Annotated in this window: 21 protein-coding genes; 7 read left to right on the top strand and 14 right to left on the bottom strand. The window is 66.6% G+C overall.

Going from position 1 to position 18,495, the window contains the following annotated elements; translation table 11 throughout:
- Positions 1–15 precede the first annotated feature (15 nt).
- On the top strand, positions 16–1,449 hold the full coding sequence (locus BBJ41_RS24115; RefSeq protein WP_069748778.1) for a nicotinate phosphoribosyltransferase: 1,434 nt from the start codon (positions 16–18) through the stop codon (positions 1,447–1,449).
- 39 nt (positions 1,450–1,488) lie between these two features.
- Here BBJ41_RS24115 and BBJ41_RS24110 read toward each other — a convergent pair whose 3' ends face one another.
- Entirely contained in the window at positions 1,489–2,967 is a 1,479-nt protein-coding gene (locus BBJ41_RS24110; protein ID WP_069748777.1) for an aminotransferase-like domain-containing protein, read from the bottom strand.
- Positions 2,968–3,090: 123 nt separating this feature from the next.
- Between BBJ41_RS24110 and BBJ41_RS24105 the strand changes: the two genes are divergently transcribed.
- The gene (locus tag BBJ41_RS24105) at positions 3,091–3,978 is read left to right on the top strand and encodes a DMT family transporter (protein ID WP_069748776.1); all 888 of its coding nucleotides are present in this window, start codon (positions 3,091–3,093) and stop codon (positions 3,976–3,978) included.
- Between the two features lie 55 nt (positions 3,979–4,033).
- On the opposite strand, the gene BBJ41_RS24100 is transcribed toward BBJ41_RS24105, so the two are convergent.
- Entirely contained in the window at positions 4,034–4,402 is a 369-nt protein-coding gene (locus BBJ41_RS24100; RefSeq protein WP_069748775.1) for a VOC family protein, read from the bottom strand.
- A gap of 77 nt (positions 4,403–4,479) precedes the next feature.
- Here BBJ41_RS24100 and BBJ41_RS24095 point away from each other — a divergent pair, with 77 nt between their 5' ends.
- Complete coding sequence (locus BBJ41_RS24095) at positions 4,480–5,181, top strand: helix-turn-helix transcriptional regulator (protein WP_069748774.1); 702 nt, start codon at positions 4,480–4,482, stop codon at positions 5,179–5,181.
- Between the two features lie 33 nt (positions 5,182–5,214).
- Here the strand turns inward: BBJ41_RS24095 and BBJ41_RS24090 are convergent, their stop codons facing one another.
- From BBJ41_RS24090 to lysA, 6 genes are all read right to left on the bottom strand, one after another.
- Positions 5,215–5,559, bottom strand: coding sequence for a DUF3088 domain-containing protein (locus tag BBJ41_RS24090; RefSeq protein WP_069748773.1), 345 nt, complete (start codon positions 5,557–5,559; stop codon positions 5,215–5,217).
- Between the two features lie 72 nt (positions 5,560–5,631).
- Positions 5,632–6,813 (bottom strand): cystathionine beta-lyase, encoded by a 1,182-nt coding sequence (gene metC, locus BBJ41_RS24085; protein WP_069748772.1) that lies wholly within the window; start codon positions 6,811–6,813, stop codon positions 5,632–5,634.
- Positions 6,814–6,864: 51 nt separating this feature from the next.
- Positions 6,865–7,590 carry an amino acid ABC transporter ATP-binding protein gene (locus BBJ41_RS24080; RefSeq protein ID WP_069748771.1) on the bottom strand — a complete coding sequence of 242 codons (726 nt, stop codon included), beginning with the start codon at positions 7,588–7,590 and terminating at the stop codon, positions 6,865–6,867.
- Between the two features lie 43 nt (positions 7,591–7,633).
- Positions 7,634–8,293 (bottom strand): amino acid ABC transporter permease, encoded by a 660-nt coding sequence (locus BBJ41_RS24075; RefSeq protein WP_048245569.1) that lies wholly within the window; start codon positions 8,291–8,293, stop codon positions 7,634–7,636.
- 67 nt (positions 8,294–8,360) lie between these two features.
- Positions 8,361–9,161, bottom strand: a complete 801-nt coding sequence (locus tag BBJ41_RS24070; RefSeq protein ID WP_069748770.1) for a transporter substrate-binding domain-containing protein — start codon at positions 9,159–9,161, stop codon at positions 8,361–8,363.
- 638 nt (positions 9,162–9,799) lie between these two features.
- Positions 9,800–11,038, bottom strand: a complete 1,239-nt coding sequence (gene lysA, locus BBJ41_RS24065) for a diaminopimelate decarboxylase (RefSeq protein ID WP_069748769.1) — start codon at positions 11,036–11,038, stop codon at positions 9,800–9,802.
- 109 nt (positions 11,039–11,147) lie between these two features.
- Here lysA and BBJ41_RS24060 point away from each other — a divergent pair, with 109 nt between their 5' ends.
- Together BBJ41_RS24060 and BBJ41_RS24055 are read left to right on the top strand one after the other, a co-directional pair.
- Entirely contained in the window at positions 11,148–12,062 is a 915-nt protein-coding gene (locus BBJ41_RS24060; protein WP_069748768.1) for a LysR family transcriptional regulator, read from the top strand.
- Between the two features lie 56 nt (positions 12,063–12,118).
- Positions 12,119–12,718 (top strand): GNAT family N-acetyltransferase, encoded by a 600-nt coding sequence (locus BBJ41_RS24055; protein WP_069748767.1) that lies wholly within the window; start codon positions 12,119–12,121, stop codon positions 12,716–12,718.
- Between the two features lie 112 nt (positions 12,719–12,830).
- On the opposite strand, the gene BBJ41_RS24050 is transcribed toward BBJ41_RS24055, so the two are convergent.
- From BBJ41_RS24050 to BBJ41_RS24030, 5 genes are all read right to left on the bottom strand, one after another.
- Positions 12,831–13,400: a DUF4142 domain-containing protein gene (locus tag BBJ41_RS24050; RefSeq protein WP_069748766.1), complete on the bottom strand. Its 570-nt coding sequence runs from the start codon at positions 13,398–13,400 to the stop codon at positions 12,831–12,833.
- Positions 13,401–13,782: 382 nt separating this feature from the next.
- Positions 13,783–14,406, bottom strand: coding sequence for an HAD hydrolase-like protein (locus BBJ41_RS24045; RefSeq protein ID WP_069750351.1), 624 nt, complete (start codon positions 14,404–14,406; stop codon positions 13,783–13,785).
- A 17-nt stretch (positions 14,407–14,423) separates the two neighbouring features.
- On the bottom strand, positions 14,424–15,254 hold the full coding sequence (locus BBJ41_RS24040; protein ID WP_083281954.1) for a substrate-binding domain-containing protein: 831 nt from the start codon (positions 15,252–15,254) through the stop codon (positions 14,424–14,426).
- Between the two features lie 124 nt (positions 15,255–15,378).
- Complete coding sequence (locus BBJ41_RS24035) at positions 15,379–15,651, bottom strand: Txe/YoeB family addiction module toxin (RefSeq protein ID WP_069748764.1); 273 nt, start codon at positions 15,649–15,651, stop codon at positions 15,379–15,381.
- Entirely contained in the window at positions 15,648–15,908 is a 261-nt protein-coding gene (locus tag BBJ41_RS24030) for a type II toxin-antitoxin system Phd/YefM family antitoxin (RefSeq protein WP_069748763.1), read from the bottom strand. Before BBJ41_RS24030 ends, BBJ41_RS24035 begins: the two co-directional genes overlap by 4 nt.
- Before the next feature lie 222 nt (positions 15,909–16,130).
- On the opposite strand from BBJ41_RS24030, the gene BBJ41_RS41675 reads away from it, so the two are divergent.
- Complete coding sequence (locus tag BBJ41_RS41675; protein ID WP_069748762.1) at positions 16,131–16,574, top strand: GNAT family N-acetyltransferase; 444 nt, start codon at positions 16,131–16,133, stop codon at positions 16,572–16,574.
- Positions 16,575–16,631: 57 nt separating this feature from the next.
- Complete coding sequence (locus BBJ41_RS41670) at positions 16,632–16,850, top strand: DUF1653 domain-containing protein (RefSeq protein WP_006480837.1); 219 nt, start codon at positions 16,632–16,634, stop codon at positions 16,848–16,850.
- A gap of 39 nt (positions 16,851–16,889) precedes the next feature.
- Here BBJ41_RS41670 and BBJ41_RS24015 read toward each other — a convergent pair whose 3' ends face one another.
- On the bottom strand, positions 16,890–18,101 hold the full coding sequence (locus BBJ41_RS24015) for a winged helix-turn-helix domain-containing protein (protein WP_069748761.1): 1,212 nt from the start codon (positions 18,099–18,101) through the stop codon (positions 16,890–16,892).
- Between the last annotated feature and the right edge of the window lie 394 nt (positions 18,102–18,495).

Genomic DNA, 18,495 nt, shown 5'->3' with positions numbered 1-18,495 from the left:
AGAGGAGCTCTAGCCATGCAAAACGATCCCGGCGGCTTTGCCGCGGTTCTCGCCAATCCGATCCTCAATACGGATTCGTACAAGGCTTCCCACTTCCTGCAATATCCGCCCGACGCGTCAGCGATGTTCTCTTACGTCGAATCGCGCGGCGGCTGCTACGACCGCACGCTGTTCTTCGGTTTGCAGATGCTGCTGAAGGAATATCTGTGCAAGCCCGTCACGCACGCGATGATCGACGACGCGCGCGATTTCTTCACGGTACACGGCGAGCCGTTCAACGAAGCAGGGTGGCGCCATATCGTCGAGCGCTACGACGGCTACCTGCCGGTGACGATCCGCGCGGTGCCGGAGGGTTCGGTCGTGCCGGTGCACAACGTGCTGATGACCGTCGAATGCGACGATCCGGAGGTGTTCTGGCTCGCGTCGTATCTCGAGACGATGCTGCTGCGCGTGTGGTATCCGGTGACGGTCGCCACGCGCAGCTGGCACCTGCGGCAGACGATCCGCCGCTTCCTCGAAAAGACCGACGACGATCTCGCGCAACTGCCGTTCAAGCTGCACGACTTCGGCGCGCGCGGCGTGTCGAGCGCGGAGTCGGCCGCGATCGGCGGCGCGGCGCACCTCGTGAACTTCATGGGCTCGGATACCGTGCTCGGCGTGCTGGCCGCGAACCGCTTCTATCGCGAGCCGATGGCCGCGTATTCGGTGCCGGCGGCCGAGCACAGCACGATCACGTCGTGGGGGCGCGAAGGCGAGGCCGATGCGTACCGGAACATGATCAAACGCTTCGGCCTGCCGGGCGCGATCGTGTCGGTCGTCTCGGACTCCTATGATCTGTTCGCCGCGCTCGAACTGTGGGGCGGCGAGCTGAGGCAGGCCGTGATCGATTCGGGCGCGACGCTCGTCGTGCGCCCCGATTCCGGCGACCCCGTGACGATCGTGATGCAGACCGTGCGCGCGCTCGACGCGTCGTTCGGCTCGACCGTGAACGGCAAGGGGCGGCGCGTGCTGAACCGCGTGCGCGTGATCCAGGGCGACGGCGTCGACGAGCAGTCGATTGCCGCGATTCTTTCCGCACTCGACGACGCCGGTTATGCGGCCGGCAATGTCGTGTTCGGCATGGGCGGCGCGCTGTTGCAGCAGGTGAACCGCGATACGCAGCGCTTCGCGATGAAGTGCTCGGCGATCCGGCGCGGCGGCGTGTGGCACGACGTCCGCAAGGACCCGGTCACCGATCAGGGCAAGCGCTCGAAGAAGGGGCGGCTGACGCTGCTGCGCAATCGCCGTACCGGCGAGTACCGGACGACGACGCTGCCCGTTGCGTGGGACGATCGTGCGCTGGAAGGCGAATGGGACGACGCGCTCGAGACGGTGTTCGATACGGGGCGGTTGCTCGTCGATACGACGTTCGCCGAAGTGCGGGCGAGGGCGCACGCGGGAGAGGCTTGATGCCGGCGGCGGGGTATCCCGCCGCATGGCTTCCGGCTTTCAGCGCCCGCCGGCCAGCGTCCGTTCGCTCGCATCGTCCGGCACGTCGCCGCGCTCGGCCACCCGTGCCGCCTCCATCGCCCGCGCAAGCGCATCGAACACTGCCGGCCCCTTGCAGCGCGACACGTTGAAGCGCAGGTAGGACGTCGCGCTGCGCGATGCGCTGAACACGTTGCCGGGCGCCAGCACGACATCGTGATCGAGCGCGTGGCGCGCGACGCGCGCGGCATCGATCCCGTCAGGCAGTTGCGCCCATACGAACAGGCCGCCGCGCGGCTCCGTCCAGATCCCGAGCCCGGCGCGCGACAAGCGCCGGATCGTCTCTCCCATCGCATCCGCGAGATGCGTGCGCAGGCTGTCGAGGTGGCGCCGGTACGTGCCGTCGATGAGCAGCCGGTGCACGACGTTCGCGCCGATCTGCGCATTGCCGAACGACGTCGCGAGCTTCAGGTCGACGAGCGCCTCGATCCATTCCGGCCGCGCCGCGATGTAGCCGCAGCGGATCGCGGCCGACAGCGTCTTCGAGAAGCTGCCGATCGACACGACGCGCGACAGCCCGTCGAACGCCGCAAGGCGCGGCGCGGGCGTGCTCTCGAAATCCGCGAAGATGTCGTCCTCGACAATCAGCAGGCCGTGTTCGGCCGCGAGCGTCAGCAGCCGGTGTGCGACGGGCGGCGCGAGCGTCGCGCCGGTCGGGTTGTGCAGCGCCGCATTGGTGATGTACAGGCGCGGCCGGTGCTCGGCGAGCACCTGCTCGAAGCGCGCGAGATCGGGCCCGTTCGGCGTGTACGGGACGCTGACGATCCGCGCGCGGTGTGCGCGCAGCAGCGCCTGGAAGTTGAAGTAGCACGGATCGTCGAGCACGACCGTATCGCCCGGCTCCAGCAGCAGGCGGCATACGAGGTCGAGTGCATGCGTGCCGCCGTCGGTCAGCATGATCTGCGCGGGTTCCGCGTGCACGCCGTGTTGCGCGAGCCGCCAGGCGAGCTGCTGGCGCAGCGCGGGCAGGCCGAGCGGCGTCGCGTAGTCGGTCAGCGCATCGGATTCGTCGCGCGACACGGCGCGCAGCGCGCGGCGCAGGCTCTCGTCCGGCAGCCACGACGACGGCAGCCATCCGCAGCCGGGCTTCACGGTCGTCGGCGCGGCTTCGAGCGACTGGCGCGACAGCCACAGCGGATCGAGCTCGCGATCGAGGCGCGGGCCGAGATCGGCGAGCGCGAGCGGCGGCGCGTGGCCCGACACGTAGAAGCCCGAGCCGCGCCGCGCGACCAGCACGCCTTCGCTCGCGAGCCGCTCGTACGCGTCGACGACCGTCGATTTCGACACGCCGAGCGCGTCGGCCATCATCCGGATCGACGGGACGCGCGCGCCGGGCATCAGCGCGCGGCTCGCGATCCGGGCGCGCAAGGTGTCCATCACGGTTTCGACGCGCGTGCGCGACGGCGTGGGCGGGACGGGAATCGGGGAGGTATCGCTCATGGTGATGAACTGTACGGCCGGTTGTCCAGTACAGTTTGTCCGAATTGTATTGGGCTGTAGCTTACGCGTTTTTCGCGGGCGGCGGATCATGGTTCATCCACCTTTCCCTCCTCAGGATTTCCCGTGCAAAAGACAACCGACGGATGGCTCAGCGGCCTGCTGGGCGTGATCATCTTCAGCGGCTCGCTGCCGGCGACGCGTATCGCGGTGCAGGGGCTCGACCCGCTGTTCCTCACCTTCGTGCGCGCGACGATCGCCGGCGTGCTCGGCCTGCTGCTGCTCGTCGTACTGAAGCAGAAGCGGCCGACGCGTTCCGAGACGGTGTCGCTGGCCATCGTCGCGCTCGGCGTCGTGGTCGGGTTCCCGCTGCTGACGGCGCTGGCATTGAAGCACGTGACGTCCGCGCACGCGATCGTGTTCGTCGGGCTGCTGCCGCTCGCGACCGCGCTGTTCGGCGTATGGCGCGGCGGCGAACGGCCGCGGCTGCCGTTCTGGATCTTCTCGATCGTCGGCAGCGGCGCGGTGGCCGCGTTCGCGCTGCGCAACGGCGGCCAGGCGTCGGTGGTCGGCGATGCGCTGATGCTGGCCGCGATCGTCGCGTGCGGGCTCGGCTACGCGGAGGGCGCACGTCTGTCGCGCGATCTCGGCGGCTGGCAGGTGATCTCGTGGGCGCTCGTGCTGTCGCTGCCGCTGATGCTGCCGCTCGCGTGGCTGACGTGGCCTGCATCGTTCGACGGCGTCGATGCGTCCGCGCTGTGGGGGCTCGCGTACGTGTCGTTGTTCAGCATGCTGATCGGCTTCGTGTTCTGGTATCGCGGGCTCGCGCTCGGCGGGATCGCGGGCGTCGGCCAGTTGCAGCTGCTGCAGCCGTTCTTCGGCTTGCTGCTGGCGGCCGGGCTGCTGCACGAGACGGTGCCGCCGTCGATGGTCATCGTGACGGTCGTCGTGGTCGGCTGCGTGGCCGGTGCGAAGTACTTCTCGAGAATGACGCCGGTGCGGCGCGCGGGGTGACGCGCGCCTGAACCAAGGTGCGGGCGCGACCGGTTGACGGCCCGCCCGCTTGCACTTATTTGTCGGGCATACACACGCGCAACCGGTGGCCGTCCGGGTCAAGCGCGACGAAGGTCAGGCCGAACACGGCCGTCATCGGCGGTTGTTCGAACGACACGCCGAGCGCTTTCCACGCGTCGTACAGGCGTTCGACTTCGTGCTTGTCATCGACCATGAATGCCAGCTCCGATCGATGGCCGGTGCCGCCCGACACGAAGTCATTCGCATGGGTCGACCACAGGCCCAGATGCAGCCCGTTGTCGAGCGCGAAGGCCGCGTAGGTCGGAAACGCGGCGACGGGCCGGCGCCCGAGCAGGCGCTCATAGAACTGCGCGCTGCGCGTCGGGTCCTCGACATACAGAAGAACGAGATTCGGGGAAGTCATGCGGAGCCGTCCTGGGATCGATTAAGATGCGTTCCATTCTACGAATGGATGCTGTCAGAACATGGCAGCATTGAACGATGACGCGCGCCGAACGATTGCTCTCGCTATTGCAACTGTTGCGACGCCACCGCCACCCGGTGAGCGGTCGCGTGCTGGCTGAAGAACTGGGCATCAGCCTGCGCACGGTCTATCGCGACATGGCGTTGTTGCAGGCGCAGGGTGCGGACATCGAAGGCGAGCCGGGCGTCGGATACGTGCTGCGCGCCGGTTTCATGCTGCCGCCACTGATGTTTTCGCAAGCGGAACTCGAAGCGCTGATGCTCGGCTTTCGTTGGGTCGGGAAGTTCGCCGATGTACAGCTCACGACGGCCGCATCCGATGCGCTCGCGAAGATATCCGCCGTGCTGCCGGCCGACCTGCGCCGCGAGATGGAATGCACGACACTGCTCGTCGGCCCGCGTACGGTCGAGGATCGGGAGATCATCGACATGGGTGCCGTGCGCGCGGCGATTCGTACCGAAAGCAAGATCAGGATCCGATATGCGGGCGAGGGCCGGAAAGCAATCGGCGAACGGATCGTGTGGCCATTCGCGCTCGGCTATTTCAATGACGCGCGGATTCTGGCGGCGTGGTGTGAAAGGCGGAACGACTTCCGGCATTTCCGGACCGATCGCATCGTCGAGCTGGAGCGACTGGATGTGCGATATCCGCGGCGGCGCGCGGTGCTGCTGAAGGCGTGGCGTGCGGTGGGCGCCGACGTGCGAGTGACGGTGAGGTAGCGTGCGGCCGATCGACCGCACGCGTCGGTGCGTTTATGCGACGTGCGCCACGCCGTATTGCGAAGACAGATATCGCCGGATATCGGCCGGCGAATCGATGAAGCGTCGGCCGTTGTGCTCGCGAATCGCCAGCGCGCCGTCAGTCGGTGCGTGACCGTCGCCGAGCACGAGCACCGGCGCCGATTGGTTGTCCGTGCCGATCAGCGCGACGATCTGCTGGCGCGGCCGCGGCGCGTCGACGTATTCGACGTCGACGGCGTCGCGAAGCTGCGGGTAGAAGCTCAGCAATCCTTCGACGGAAACGGAGTCGCCGCAGTAGAACGGACCTTCGGAATCCTTGAAGAATCCTGGGCGAAGAATGAACAGCGTGTCTTTCATGATGGTCTCGCTATGAGAGGGGACGAACGTTGAAAAACCGTGATGCGGGGTGGCGCGCCGTGTCGCCGGATTTCACGCTTCCGCGAGCGCGGCGGTGCGCATTCTGGCGAAACCGGCGGCGAGGTCGGCGATCATGTCGTCGGGATGCTCGAGCCCCGCATGAATCCGCAGCAGCGGGCCTGCCGCCGCCCATTGCGTGGCGGTGCGGTAGCGCGACGGATTGGACGGGATGATCAGGCTTTCGAAGCCGCCCCAGCTATAGCCCATGCCGAAGCACGTCATCCCGTCGAGCAGCGCACGCATCGCATCGTCGGCCTGCGGATGCAGCACGACGCCGAACAGCCCGCACGCGCCGGTGAAGTCGCGTTGCCACAGCGCATGGCCGGGGTCGCCGGGCCGCGCCGGATACAGGATCTGTGCGACTTCCGGCTGTTTCGCGAGCCATTCGGTCAGCACGTGTGCGTTGCGCTGGTGTCGCTCGAGCCGGACCGACAACGTGCGCAGGCCGCGCAGCGCGAGATACGCGTCGTCGCCGCTGACCGTCATCCCGAGTTGCCGGTAGAAACGCGTGACTTTCGGTGCGAGCGCCTCGGTCGTCAGGATCGCCCCCATCAGCACGTCGGAGTGCCCGGCGATGTATTTGGTCGCGGCATGAATCGACACGTCGACGCCATGGTCGAACGAGCGGAAGTTCAGCGGCGTGCCCCAGGTGTTGTCGAGCAGCACGACGGCGGCGTGCCGGTGCGCGACGCGGCTGATGGCGGGAATGTCCTGCACCTCGAAGGTCAGCGAGCCCGGCGATTCGGCGAATACCGCACGCGTGTTCGGCCGCATCAGCGACGCGATGCCCGCGCCTATCGAAGGATCGTAGTACGTCGTTTCGATGCCGAGGCGTGCGAGCGTTTCATCGCAGAACGAGCGGGTCGGGTCGTACACGGAATCGGCCATCAGCAGATGGTCGCCGGGATTCAGCACCGCGAGCAGCGCGGTCGTGATCGCGCTGAGCCCGCTCGGCGTCAGCAGCGCGGCGTGCGCGCCTTCGAGGCGGGCGAGCGCTTTCTCGAGTGCGCGCGTGGTCGGGCTGCCGTGGCGCCCGTACGCGAGCGGCGTGCCGCGCACGGCGTCGAGTGCGTCGGTGCCATGAAAGAGCAGGGTCGACTGGCGATACACGGGCGGATTCACGGGCGAACCGGGCTGGCCGTGCGAGCGGCCTTCGTGGGCGAGTACGGTGTCGGTCGAATGCAGGTGGTTCAAGATGTCGTCCTTTGAGGGTCAATCGATCGAAACGAGGCTGCTCCTGCGCACTCAGTGCAGGATCTTGTCGAGGAAGTCGCGGGCGCGCTCGGAACGCGGCGCGGCGAAGAACCTGTCGCTGGCCGCGTCCTCCACCACCGCGCCTTGGTCCATGAAGATCACGCGATGCGCGACTTTCCGCGCGAAGCCCATTTCATGCGTGACGCACACCATCGTCATGCCGTCGCGCGCGAGCTCGACCATCACGTCGAGCACTTCGTTGATCATCTCGGGGTCGAGCGCGGAGGTGGGCTCGTCGAACAGCATCGCGACCGGGTTCATCGACAGCGCGCGCGCGATCGCGACGCGCTGCTGCTGGCCGCCCGACAACTGCCCCGGATACTTGTGCGCATGGGCCTTCAGGCCGACGCGATCGAGCAGCTTCATGCCGTTCTCGACGGCCTCGTCCTTGCGGCGGCCGAGCACCTTGATCTGCGCGAGCGTCAGGTTCTCGGCGATCGACAGGTGCGGAAACAGCTCGAAGTGCTGGAACACCATGCCGACGCGGGCGCGCAATTGCGCGAGCTTCGCGCCCGGGTCGCCGAGCCGCGTGCCGTCGACGGTGATGCTGCCTTTCTGGAACGGCTCTAGACCGTTGATCGTCTTGATCAGCGTCGACTTGCCGGAGCCCGACGGCCCGCACACGACGACCACTTCGCCTTTCGAGACCGCCGCGCTGCATGCCGAGAGGACCTGATGCTTGCCATACCATTTCGAAACGTTGTCGAGCGTAATCATGTTCTGTCCGTCGTTGAGGTCGGGTTGAATGGACGGCGCGCGTTCAATGCGTGGACGGCAGCGCGAGGCGCGTTTCGACGCGGCCCTGAAGCCGCGTGAGCAGCGTGCTCAGCACCCAGTAGATCGCGGCGGCGGCGAGATAGAGCGGCAGCGGCTGGAACGTCGCGGCGATCACTTCCTGCGTCGAGCGCAGCAATTCGGTGACGGTGATCACCGAGACCAGCGACGTGTCCTTGATCAGGCTGATCAGCGTGTTGCCGAGGCTCGGCACCGCGAGGCGCAACGCTTGCGGGCAGACGATGTAGCGCAGCGTCTGCACGTGCGTGAGGCCGAGGCTGTGTGCGGCCGCCCATTGCCCGCGGCCGATGCCGAGGATCGCGCCGCGCATGCTTTCCGACAGATAGGCGCCCGCGTTGAGCGTCAGCGTGAAGATGCCGGCCGTCGTCGGATCAAGCGTGATGCCGAGATCGGGCAGCCCGTAGTAGACGACGAACATCTGCACGAGTAGCGGCGTGCCGCGCATCAGGCTGACGTAGCCCTGCGCAAGCCCGGCGGCGAGCCGGTTGCTGCCGATCCGCATGATTGCGATCACGAGCCCGACGACGAGGCCGAGCGCCATCGACGCCACCGCGAATTTCAGCGTGAGCACCGCGCCTTTGACCATCACGGGCAGGGTATGAACGACCAGTTCGAGTGCTTCCATCACGTGTCTCCTGATTGTGTGCCGGCCGGCCCGCGCGTTCGTGCGCGCGGGCGCGGGGCGGGCTGTGTTATTGCGCCATCGGCTTGGTCGTGTCGGCGCCGAACCACTGCATCGAGATCTTCTTCAGCGTGCCGTCCTGCTGCAGCGATGCGACCGCATCGTCGATCGCCTTCGCGAATTTCGGATTGCCCTTGCGGAACGGGATGCCCATCCGGTCCTCGCCGCCCGCAAGCACGGAACCGGGGCGCAGCGGCAGGTGCGAGTTCTTGATCAGGTAGTTGAGCATCAGGCGATCGTTGACCGCCGCGTCGATGCGGCCCGCCGCGAGGTCGCGCAGGTTTTCCGGCGTACCGGGGTAGACCTGCAGGTCGATCGCGGGCACGGTCTTGACGAGATCGACGTAGTTGCTGCCCATCGTTACGCCGACCTTCTTGCCTTTCAGTTCGTCGAGCGACTTGAATGCGCGCGCGTCGTTCTGGCGTTGCAGCAGTTGCGCGGACGAATACACGTACGGTGCGCTGAAGTCGAGCGCCTGCTGGCGCGACGGCGTAATCGCGACCTGGTTGACGATCACGTCGAATTTGCCGGCCTGCAGGCCGGCGAGAATCCCGCTCCATTCGGTCGTGACGAACTGCGGCTTCACGCCGAGGCGTGCGGCGACGGCCTTCGCGACGTCGACGTCGAAGCCTTCGAGCTGGCCATCGGCGTTGCGGTAGTCGAAAGGCGGATAGGTGCCTTCGAGCGCGATCTTCAGCACGCCGGCTTGCTTGACGGTGTCGAGCAGGTCCGCCGCGTGCGACGTGGCGGCCGCCATGCAGAGGAGCGCGGCGGCGATGCCTTGCTTGAGCGTCGGGGTGAAGTGCTTCATGGTCGTCTCCGTGGTTGTTGTCGAAAATTCAGGGTGTGCGAAGCCGCGGCGACGGGCGGCGTCGCCGTGGGCGGGAAGTCGGTGCGGTGGGCGGCGGCGCGCGCTGTGCGTCGCCGTGCGTGATGCCGCGCGTTACGGCATGCGTTCGCGCGCGACGGTGGCGCGGCGCGCATGCGGATGAAGGCGTGAGCAGTGCGAACGGTCGTCGCGTGACGCATGAGCTGACCGCGCGGCATGCGTGTCGAACGTGTTCCGGTGCGCGGCGAAGAGTTCAAGCATGGTGTTCATGATTGCCCGTACGGCTTTGCGAGAGTGGTGGACCGGGTGCATCGTCGATGCGCATCCGGCGACACGAATGCTGAGCGACTGAGGGCAATCTTAGGTTTGTCAAAAAGGAATGTGTTTCCAAAGATGCGCGCACTTTCTGCGTGCCGTGGAATGTTTTTCTCTGCGCGCGGAACGCGGCGCAAGCGATCTGCTGCGGTTGCGCGCGATGCGAAGCATCAGGTGCTACGGTGCGGCTGTGCGGTTGCGCCGAATCGCGAGCGGGTGAACCGGCGGCGCACCGAAAAGCAAAACGGCCAGGCTTGCCGGTAGCGGCAAGCCTGGCCGTTGGCCTTCGTCTCGACGAGCGCGTGTTACTCGAACGTTTCGAGCGCGAGCAATTCGGCGATCGTCTGCCGGCGGCGGATCAGCCGCGGCGTACCGCGATCGACGAGCACTTCCGGCGCGAGCGGCCGGCTGTTGTAGTTCGAGGACATCGACGCGCCGTATGCGCCCGCGTCGTGCAGGAACAGCAGGTCGCCGATCTGAGGCTGCGCCAGCTTGCGGTGCGTGACCACGCCGCCTGCATCCTGCGTGAACACGTCGCCCGATTCGCACAGCGGCCCCGCGATCGCGAGGTCGACGAGCGGGCGGCCGGCCGGCAGCGCGCCGTCGTGCGTGTGCACGGACACCGCGTGGTAGCTGCCGTACATCGACGGGCGCATCAGGTCGTTGAAGCCCGCGTCGATCAGCACGAAATCGTGCTTCGGCCGGCGGTTGACGGCTTGCACTTCGGTGACGAGCGTGCCGGCTTCGGCGACGAGGAAGCGGCCCGGTTCGATCTCGATGCGCACCGGGTGGCCGAGATGTCGTTCGATCCGCTTGCGCGCGGCGTCCCACTGGCTGAAGTAGTGACCCACGTCGACGCGCGGCTCGCCGTCGCGATACGGAATCGACAGCCCGCCGCCGGCCGAGATCGCGTCGATGTCGTGGCCGAGCGACGTGACGAGATCGACCATCGCATCGCATACCTGCGACAGGTGGCCGTAGTCGACACCCGAACCGATGTGCATGTGGATGCCGACGAGCTTCAGCCCGTACTGGCGCACGATCTCGATCGCGCGCGGCACGTCGTCGATCCAGATGCCGTGCTTGCTTTGCGGGCCGCCGGTGTTGGTCTTGTTGCTGTGGCCGTGACCGAAGCCGGGGTTGACGCGCAGCCACACGCGGTGGCCCGGTGCGTGTTCGCCGATGCGCGCGAGCATGTCGAGCGAACCCGCATTCACGGTCACGCCGTGCTGCAGCACGGCTGCGAGCGTCGGACGGTCGATCAGGTCGGCCGTAAACACGACGCCTTCAGGCTCGCCGGCCGGGCTGAACCCTGCCGCGAGGCTGCGCTCGATCTCGCCGAGCGAAACGGCGTCGACGCACGCGCCTTCCTCGCGCATCAGCTTCAGGATATGGATGTTCGAGTTCGCCTTCTGCGCATAGCGGATGACGTCGAACTGGCGCAGTTGGGCGATGCGGTCGCGAATGACGTCGGCGTCGTATACCCACAGCGGGGTGCCGTATTGTTGCGCGAGCGTCGCGAGCTGGCGGGAATCGAGGGACATGGCGGATGAATCGGGTCGATTGAACGGATAGCGTGAATGATGCGCTTGTTTGGCTATACAGTAAAATGCCTGTTTTTCGACATTCGATTCATTCCTGATATAGAAGATCATGCTCACGCACCGTCATATCGAGGTTTTTCGTGCGCTGATGGTCGCCGGCAGCACGACGCGCGCGGCCGAGATGCTCTACACGTCGCAACCGACGATCAGCCGCGAGCTCGCGCGGATGGAGCAGGTCGTCGGCTTCGCGCTGTTCGAGCGCGCGCACGGCCGGCTGCGGCCGACGATGGCCGCGCTCACGCTGTTCGACGACGTGCGGCTCGCGTATGTGGGGCTTGAGCGTGTCGCGGCGACGGCCGCGCGCCTGCGCGAGTTTCGCGACGGGCAGCTTTCGGTGATCGCGCTGCCGGCGTTCTCGCATGCAATCCTGCCCGGCGCGTGCCGGCGTTTTCGCGACGCGCACGCGGGCGTCAGCGTGTCGGTCGAGACGCAGGAGTCGCCGATGCTCGAAGAGTGGCTGACCGCGCAGCGTTACGATCTCGGGCTGACCGAGCACGACGTCGCGCCGGCCGGCACCGTGCTCACGCCGCTGCTCGAAGTCGACGAGGTGTGCGTGCTGCCCGACGGCCATCCGCTGCTCGCGCAGGATGCGATCGATCTCGTCGATCTCGCCGATCGCCCGTTCGTGAGCCTGTCGCTGAACGATCCATATCGCATCCTGATCGACGAGGCGTTTGCGCAGCTCGGCGTCGCGCCGCGCTCGGTCGTCGAGACGCCGTCGGCCGTGTCGGTGTGCGCGTTCGTGCGGCAGGGGCTGGGAGCGGCGATCGTCAATCCGCTGACCGCGCTCGATTTCGTCGGGCGCGACCTGCACGTGCGGCCGCTCACGCGATCGTTTCCGTACCGGGTCAGCGTGATCGTGCCCGAGCACCGGCCGAAGAACCTGCTCGTCGATGCGTTTGCCGATGCGCTGCGCGCCGAGGCGAAGGCGATCCGTCGCCGGCTGGCCTCGCACCTCGGTTAGCGCGGCCGTATGATGGGCGTTTTGCGGCTGCCGTCCTTACTATCCGGAATCTCGTCATGACCGATGCTTCGTCTTCCCTCGAACAACCGACGCTTACCGGCGAGCGCGTCGAATTGCGGCCGCTCGAAGCCTCCGACCGGCAAGCACTGCTGGATGCGGCCGCCGACGGCCAGTTGTGGAATCTGAAGGTGACGGTCGTGCCGGGCGCGGAGACGGTCGATGCGTATCTCGACACCGCATTGCAGGGGCGCGCGTCCGGCACCGTGATGCCGTTCGCGATCGTCGATCGCGCATCGGGCCGCGTGATCGGCAGCACGCGCTTCTGGAAGATCGATCGCCGGAACCGCAAGCTCGAGATCGGCCATACGTGGTTGAGCGAATCGGCGCAGCGTACGCGCGCGAACACCGAAGCGAAGTGGCTGCTGCTCGCCTATGCGTTCGACACGCTGCACTGCGTGCGCGTGCAGTTCACGACCGACGAGCTGAACGAGAAATCGCGCGCGGCGATCCTGCGGCTCGGTGCGAAGCAGGAAGGGATCGTGCGTCACGAACGGATCATGCCGGATGGCCGCAAGCGCAATTCGGTGCGCTTCAGCATCATCGACGACGAATGGCCGGAGGTGAGTGCGCGGCTGACGGCGAAGCTCGCGACGTAACGTGTGATGCGTGTTCGGATCGCGTGATCCGACGTGCATCGCGCCGCCGGAATAGGGCAGCGCGACGAGGGGGAAACGGTGCGCCGCGCGCGGAGCGCGGCGCGGCATCGCGTTACTGCACCGATGCGAGATGGTGACGCTGCGCGAGCTTCTGCGCGTCCGCGTAGTGCGCCTGCAGGATCGGCAGCGCCTGGCGGGCGACTTCCTTCAGCTTCGTGTCGCGGCCCGATGCGATTTCGGCCTGGAATGCCGAGATCGCCTTCTGCTGGCCGGCGAGCGCGACCTGTTCGATATACGCCTTGTCGAACTCGGCGCCGCGCAGGTTCTTGATGCTGCTCAGCATGGCCGTGTCGGGGTCGTTGGCCGGCACGTCGACACCGCGCGGGCTCGCCGCGCGCATCGCCTGGATGATCTTTTCATCGTCGGTCGACACGCGTTGCGCGAAGGCCTTGACCTGGCTGTCCGACGTGCGCGAATCGGCGATGCGCGCCGCGTCGTGCTGCGTCGACACGGTCTTCGTGCCGTCGGTGATGAAGGCCTGGTCGGCTTCGTGGATGCGCGTCGCGGCAGCGGCCGGCGCGGACGGCACCGGTTGTGCGGTTTGCGCGGTCGCCGTCACGGCGACGAGAAGCAGGCCAGCGGCAGACAATGCAAGGCGCGAGAGTGGGGGAAAGCGGTTCATGGGACCTCCTTTCGATCGGGGCTCTGGTTGAAAAACGGATCACGTGATCCGTCACTGTGCGAGAGACCGGGCGCGCCCGGGCCGGATTCGACCGCCGCTCTGCCGCGGCGCCGGTCGAAGCGTTTCCCGGCCCGACTGATTCTAGGAGAGCGTTCGGGTAGCAGGTGCAACCGTGCTGTGGTTTGTGTAACGGTTGGTAAGACGAATCGAACGGCGTGCGCGCGGGCAGGTATTGCGTACCTGATGCGCATGCCGAAGCGGCAATTTTTGCGCGCACGCGGCGTGCGGGATGCACGTGCGTGTCATTTGCCTTTCATCGTCGTGCCGTGATGTCTTGCGCGTTGAGCGAGGCGTCGTGTGGTGTCGTGTCGAGCGCGATGCGTCACACGCGATCGAGCAGTGCGTCGAGGCGCGGCAGCAACGGCGTCGCGCAATGCGCCTGCAATGCGTCGGGTGCGGTGTAGCCCCACGCGACGCCCTGGAACGCGATGTGCGCGCGTCGTGCCGCGTCGGCGTCGCGAATCTCGTCGCCGACATACAGCACTTCGTCGGCGCGCACACCTGCTTCACGTACGAGCGCGCGCAGACGACGCGCCTTGCCGAACAGCGGAATGCCGCACGCGAAGTAGTCGACGCGGCGGCCCGCGTGCGGGCCGAGCCGGTCGCGCACGATCTCCTCGGTATTCGATGTGGCGATCGCGATGCGGATGCCGCGTGCGGCGAGCGCATCGAACGTCTCGTCGACGCCGGGGAACAGCATCACTTGCGCGACGCGCGGTTGCATCAGGCGGCGCATGTCGATCGTCACGCGCGGCACTTTCCACATCGGCACGTCGAGCGCGCGAATGATGTCGCGCGCCGACATGCCGCGCAGTGCGGGGCGCAGCTCGGGCGTCGCGTCGCGAAAGCCGTGCAGGCGCGACGCTTCAGAGAGTGCCGCGAGAAAGCTGTCGAGCGAATCGGCGAGCGTGCCGTCGAAGTCGAATGCGATGAGGCGATAGGGCATGACGCGGTGCGGCTGGTTCATTGAACGGGCGACATTGTCACCGAATCGAGGCCCGTTGCCTTCACGACCGCTTGCGCCTGCGGCGATGCGAGATAGTCGAGCAGCTTCTTCGCGGCTTCCGGATGATCCGCGCCGACCGGAATGCCGCCCGCGAAGCGCGTGACCGACTGCACGGATTCGGGCACCTTGCCCGCATACGTGACGCCCGGCACCGGCAGCAGTTCGCTGACCTGCTGGAAGCCGATTTCGTAGTCGCCGTTCGCGACGACCGATGCGACCGGAATGCGCGGCACCATCGTCGCTTTCGGCTTCACCTGATCCTCGATGCCGAGCTTCCGGAACATTTCCTTCTCGACGTAGACGCCGCTCGCGCTGTCCGAATACGCGACCGATTTCGCACGCAGCAGCACGTCCTTCAACTGCTCGACGGTGCCGATGTCGGGCTTCGGCGCGCCGGCGCGCACGACCATCCCGATCCGCGAATCGGCGAGCTCGACGCGCGACGCCGGAATCACCTTGCCTTCCTTGATCAGCCGGTCGAGCGCATAGCCGACCATGATCAGCACGTCGGCTTTCTCGCCGCGCGCGAGGCGGTTCGGGATCGCTTCCTTCGAATCGCCCATCGACGGGCCCGAGATCGTGTCGAGCGTGTCGCCGGACGCGGCCGTGAAGCCGGGGCCGAGTTGTCTGTAGGCAGCCGTGAAGCCGCCGGAGATCATCACGCGCAGCTCGGCTGCTTCGGCCGGCAGCGCGGCTAACGCGAGCGCGGCGGCGGCAAACAGGAGTGCCACGCGGCGCGTGACGGGATGGCGGGTGGCAGGGGCGGTGAGGGCGGCGCGATCGCGCATGGGCATGTCTCCTTCCAGTCTGTCGTGGGCGGCGTGCGCGGTTGCAACGGGCCGGCACGGGCTACATGATCCACTGAAATGCGCAGGGGCGTAAGCGGGTGAGGGCCGCACGCGCTGGCCGATGCTACTCGTAGTGGTAGCGGCAGGACACGATGCTGATCTGAAGGTCGTCGGCCTCGTAGACCAGGCGGTTCGTGTCGTCGATACGGCGCGACCAGAAGCCGGAGAGATTGGCTTTCAGTGGTTCGGGTTTGCCGATGCCTTCGAACGGCGTTCGCTGGGCGTCGCGAATGAGCTGGTTGATGCGCTTGAGTGTTTTGCGATCCTGCCCCTGCCCCTGCCAATAGACATAGTCATCCCGTGCGTCGGAAGTAAAGAGCACGCGGCGCACACTCATTCGTCATCCTCGGCGAGCTTGCGTTCCTTCGCCTTGCCTTTGCGCAGTTGCGCGATCGAGCGCTCGAGATGGGCAACGTTGGCCGGCGAGCGCAGCAGGTGAACCGTCTCCATCAGGCTGTCGTAGTAGTCCTGCGACATGATCACCGCGTTCGGCGCATCACGACGTGTGATGAGCGTCACGTCCGCATCGTCGACGACCTGGTCGATGACAGTCTTCAGATTGCCCCGGGCATCCGAAAAATGAATCGTGCGCATGATGTGCCTCACTTGTACATATAACCGTACAAGTATAGCATCGCCTGCAGGATATGTACGGGTTGTCGTACAGGTTGGCCGATCGTCAGTCGTGGTTGCATGTCATCGGCTGCCAAGAGAGGCCACATCCAATGCGTCACAGCCTCCAGCCGCCGCTTGTAGCCCGCCGCGCCGCGCGGTATCGTCGATGCTCCGCCTTCCGCCCCCAACCGGAGAACAGACGTGCCCGCTGCCACCCCCGCCACGCTGAGATTTTCCACCGACAAGCGCGAACTCGACATCGACGCGATCTTCGATTTCCTGCACCGCGACGCGTACTGGTCGCAGGGCATTCCGCGCGATGTGGTCGAGCGTGCGATCGAGGGTTCGCTGTGCTTCGGCGCGTATGTCGGCGACCGGCTCGTCGGGTTCGCGCGACTCGTCACCGATCACGCGACCTTCGCCTACCTCTGCGACGTGTTCGTGCTGCCGGCCGAACGCGGCAACGGCTACGGTCGCGCGCTGATCGATTACGTGTTCGCGCAGGAGATGGTGCAGCGCCTGCGCCGCATCATGCTCGTGACGACCGATGCGCACGAACTGTACCGGCCGGTCGGCTTCGGGCCGTCCGCGAACCCCGAGCGGCTGATGGAGATCCGCCGTCCCGACATCTACGCGAAACGCTGACGCGCGGCGCAGCGCATACAATATGCGCTTTCCGTTTTTGCCGAAGAGAAGCACATCATGACCGAACAGGAAGCCGAACAGCTCGCCACGCATCGTCATTACAAGGGCGGGCTGTATCGCTACATCGGCGTTGCCCGCCATTCCGAAACCGAGGAATCGGTCGTCGTGTACGAGCATCTGTGGCCGCATGCGCGCGGGCTGTGGGTGCGCCCGGAAGCGATGTTCAACGGCAACCTCGAAGACGGCACGCCGCGTTTTCGCAAGTTGCGCGACTGATCCGCGTGCGGCCGGCCGCATGAGCCGGCCGCGCGAACGTCACGCGCCGGCCAGCGCCTTCACCAGCTCCGGCGGCGCGTGCGCGACCGTCACCTCCGGCGTGCCGTGCCATGCCGCGAGTTTCTTCACGGCCTTCGCCACGTCGGCCGCGAGCCCCGTGCCGAACCGCACGCCCGGCTCGACATGCACGGCCTTCAGTTCGAACGTTCCGAGCGCGCGATGCGCTTTGGCATCGACGCGGCCGACCAGCCGGCCGCGATGCAGCACGGGCAGGCAGAAATAGCCGTAGCGCCGCTTGTGCTCCGGCGTATAGCACTCGATCGTGTAATCGAAACCGAACAGCATCGATGCGCGCCGCCGATCCCATACGACCGGATCGAACGGCGACAGCAGTGTCGTGACCGTCGAGCGCAGCGTGTCGGCCTCGGCGGCCGGCAGCAACGCTTCGAGCGAGCGATGCACGTAGGCCGGCTCCTTCCAGTCGGCGATCGTCACCGGAATCAGGTCGCCGGCTTCCGCGAGCCGTTCCAGCTCCGCATGGTACGAACGGCGCGGCAGCCGGTAGTAGTCGGCCACCCAGTCCGCGCGTACGACGCCGAGCGCGCGGCACGTGTAGTCGAGCAGTGCGGGCAGCACGGCGTCGCGCGGCGGCAGGTCGCGCGTGTCGTCCCAGCCGGGCAGCACGCGCTCGCGCACGTCGTACACGCGCTGGAAATTGCGGCGCTCCGACACCATCAGGTCGCCCGTCGTGAACAGCACTTCCAGGTGACGCTTCTCGGGCTTGCGATCCCACCATCCGTTGCCTTTCGCGCCATCCTCGCGCGCGAAATCGGCCGATCGCACCGGGCCTTCCTCGCGAATCCGCGCGAGCAGTCGCTCGATGTCGGGACGGTTCTGCTCGTGCCATTCGGCCGCGTACTTCCAGCCCATTCCGGACGGATCGAGCATCTTGTAGCGCATCAGGCCGAACTGCTCGACGGGCAGGAAACACGCTTCGTGCGACCAGTATTCGAACAGGCGCGCTTCGGCGAGATGTTCGTCGAGCCACTTCGGGGAGAAATCGCCGAGACGGCTGAACAGCACGAGATACGGGCTGCGCGCGACGACGTGGATGGTGTCGATCTGCAACTGCGCCATCCGGCGGATCGTGTCGAGCACGTCGGCCTTGGTGGCCTTGCGGCGGGGCGGCGTCAACAGACCCTGTGCGGCGAGATGCAGCGCGCGGGCGGCGGCGGGCGAGAGCGTAAGCATCGGGATGGCGGTTGAGGGTGGCGGTCGGGCACCACTTTAGCGCGAAAGCCGCACGCGCGTGCGACGTGCGCGCGCGACACGTCTGACAATGCTTGACAGATGCGTGGCGCAAGTTTCCTTATAGTGCACAGCATGGCGCGACGATATGAGCGCGCAACGATTCCGCTTCCGACGCACATATGTCCATGGCACGCAGGAAGCGAATCCGGGATTCTCAACCCCCATCGGGAGACCCGGAGCCCTGAGCGGACATCCATGCGGCTGTGCACCGGCCCCGTGTGGATGTCCGCTGATTTTTTTGTATTTCCGGTTTTTCGTCAGCCGCGCAACGCGTCACCCGAATCCCCGTTTCCCCGAATCCCCGAATCCCCGAACCGCAACGCGCGAGGCAGAT

Origin of the sequence: Burkholderia stabilis (assembly GCF_001742165.1) — a bacterium.
Lineage (GTDB): Bacteria > Pseudomonadota > Gammaproteobacteria > Burkholderiales > Burkholderiaceae > Burkholderia > Burkholderia stabilis.
Note: the sequence above shows the minus strand (reverse complement) of the source record. Positions and strands in the feature narration are given on the sequence as shown.

Bases quoted from the DNA above. Each gene is read 5' to 3' on its own strand.
- BBJ41_RS24045 (WP_069750351.1), bottom strand. From the start codon at position 14,406: ATGCCCTATCGCCTCATCGCATTCGACTTCGACGGCACGCTCGCCGAT.
- BBJ41_RS24060 (WP_069748768.1), top strand. From the start codon at position 11,148: ATGCTCACGCACCGTCATATCGAGGTTTTTCGTGCGCTGATGGTCGCC.
- BBJ41_RS41670 (WP_006480837.1), top strand. From the start codon at position 16,632: ATGACCGAACAGGAAGCCGAACAGCTCGCCACGCATCGTCATTACAAG.
- BBJ41_RS24090 (WP_069748773.1), bottom strand. From the start codon at position 5,559: ATGAAAGACACGCTGTTCATTCTTCGCCCAGGATTCTTCAAGGATTCC.
- BBJ41_RS24015 (WP_069748761.1), bottom strand. From the start codon at position 18,101: ATGCTTACGCTCTCGCCCGCCGCCGCCCGCGCGCTGCATCTCGCCGCA.
- BBJ41_RS24040 (WP_083281954.1), bottom strand. From the start codon at position 15,254: ATGCGCGATCGCGCCGCCCTCACCGCCCCTGCCACCCGCCATCCCGTC.
- BBJ41_RS24115 (WP_069748778.1), top strand. From the start codon at position 16: ATGCAAAACGATCCCGGCGGCTTTGCCGCGGTTCTCGCCAATCCGATC.
- lysA (WP_069748769.1), bottom strand. From the start codon at position 11,038: ATGTCCCTCGATTCCCGCCAGCTCGCGACGCTCGCGCAACAATACGGC.
- BBJ41_RS24095 (WP_069748774.1), top strand. From the start codon at position 4,480: ATGACGCGCGCCGAACGATTGCTCTCGCTATTGCAACTGTTGCGACGC.
- BBJ41_RS24030 (WP_069748763.1), bottom strand. From the start codon at position 15,908: ATGCGCACGATTCATTTTTCGGATGCCCGGGGCAATCTGAAGACTGTC.
- BBJ41_RS24070 (WP_069748770.1), bottom strand. From the start codon at position 9,161: ATGAAGCACTTCACCCCGACGCTCAAGCAAGGCATCGCCGCCGCGCTC.
- BBJ41_RS24075 (WP_048245569.1), bottom strand. From the start codon at position 8,293: ATGGAAGCACTCGAACTGGTCGTTCATACCCTGCCCGTGATGGTCAAA.
- BBJ41_RS24035 (WP_069748764.1), bottom strand. From the start codon at position 15,651: ATGAGTGTGCGCCGCGTGCTCTTTACTTCCGACGCACGGGATGACTAT.
- BBJ41_RS24110 (WP_069748777.1), bottom strand. From the start codon at position 2,967: ATGAGCGATACCTCCCCGATTCCCGTCCCGCCCACGCCGTCGCGCACG.
- BBJ41_RS24100 (WP_069748775.1), bottom strand. From the start codon at position 4,402: ATGACTTCCCCGAATCTCGTTCTTCTGTATGTCGAGGACCCGACGCGC.
- BBJ41_RS24080 (WP_069748771.1), bottom strand. From the start codon at position 7,590: ATGATTACGCTCGACAACGTTTCGAAATGGTATGGCAAGCATCAGGTC.
- BBJ41_RS24055 (WP_069748767.1), top strand. From the start codon at position 12,119: ATGACCGATGCTTCGTCTTCCCTCGAACAACCGACGCTTACCGGCGAG.
- BBJ41_RS24050 (WP_069748766.1), bottom strand. From the start codon at position 13,400: ATGAACCGCTTTCCCCCACTCTCGCGCCTTGCATTGTCTGCCGCTGGC.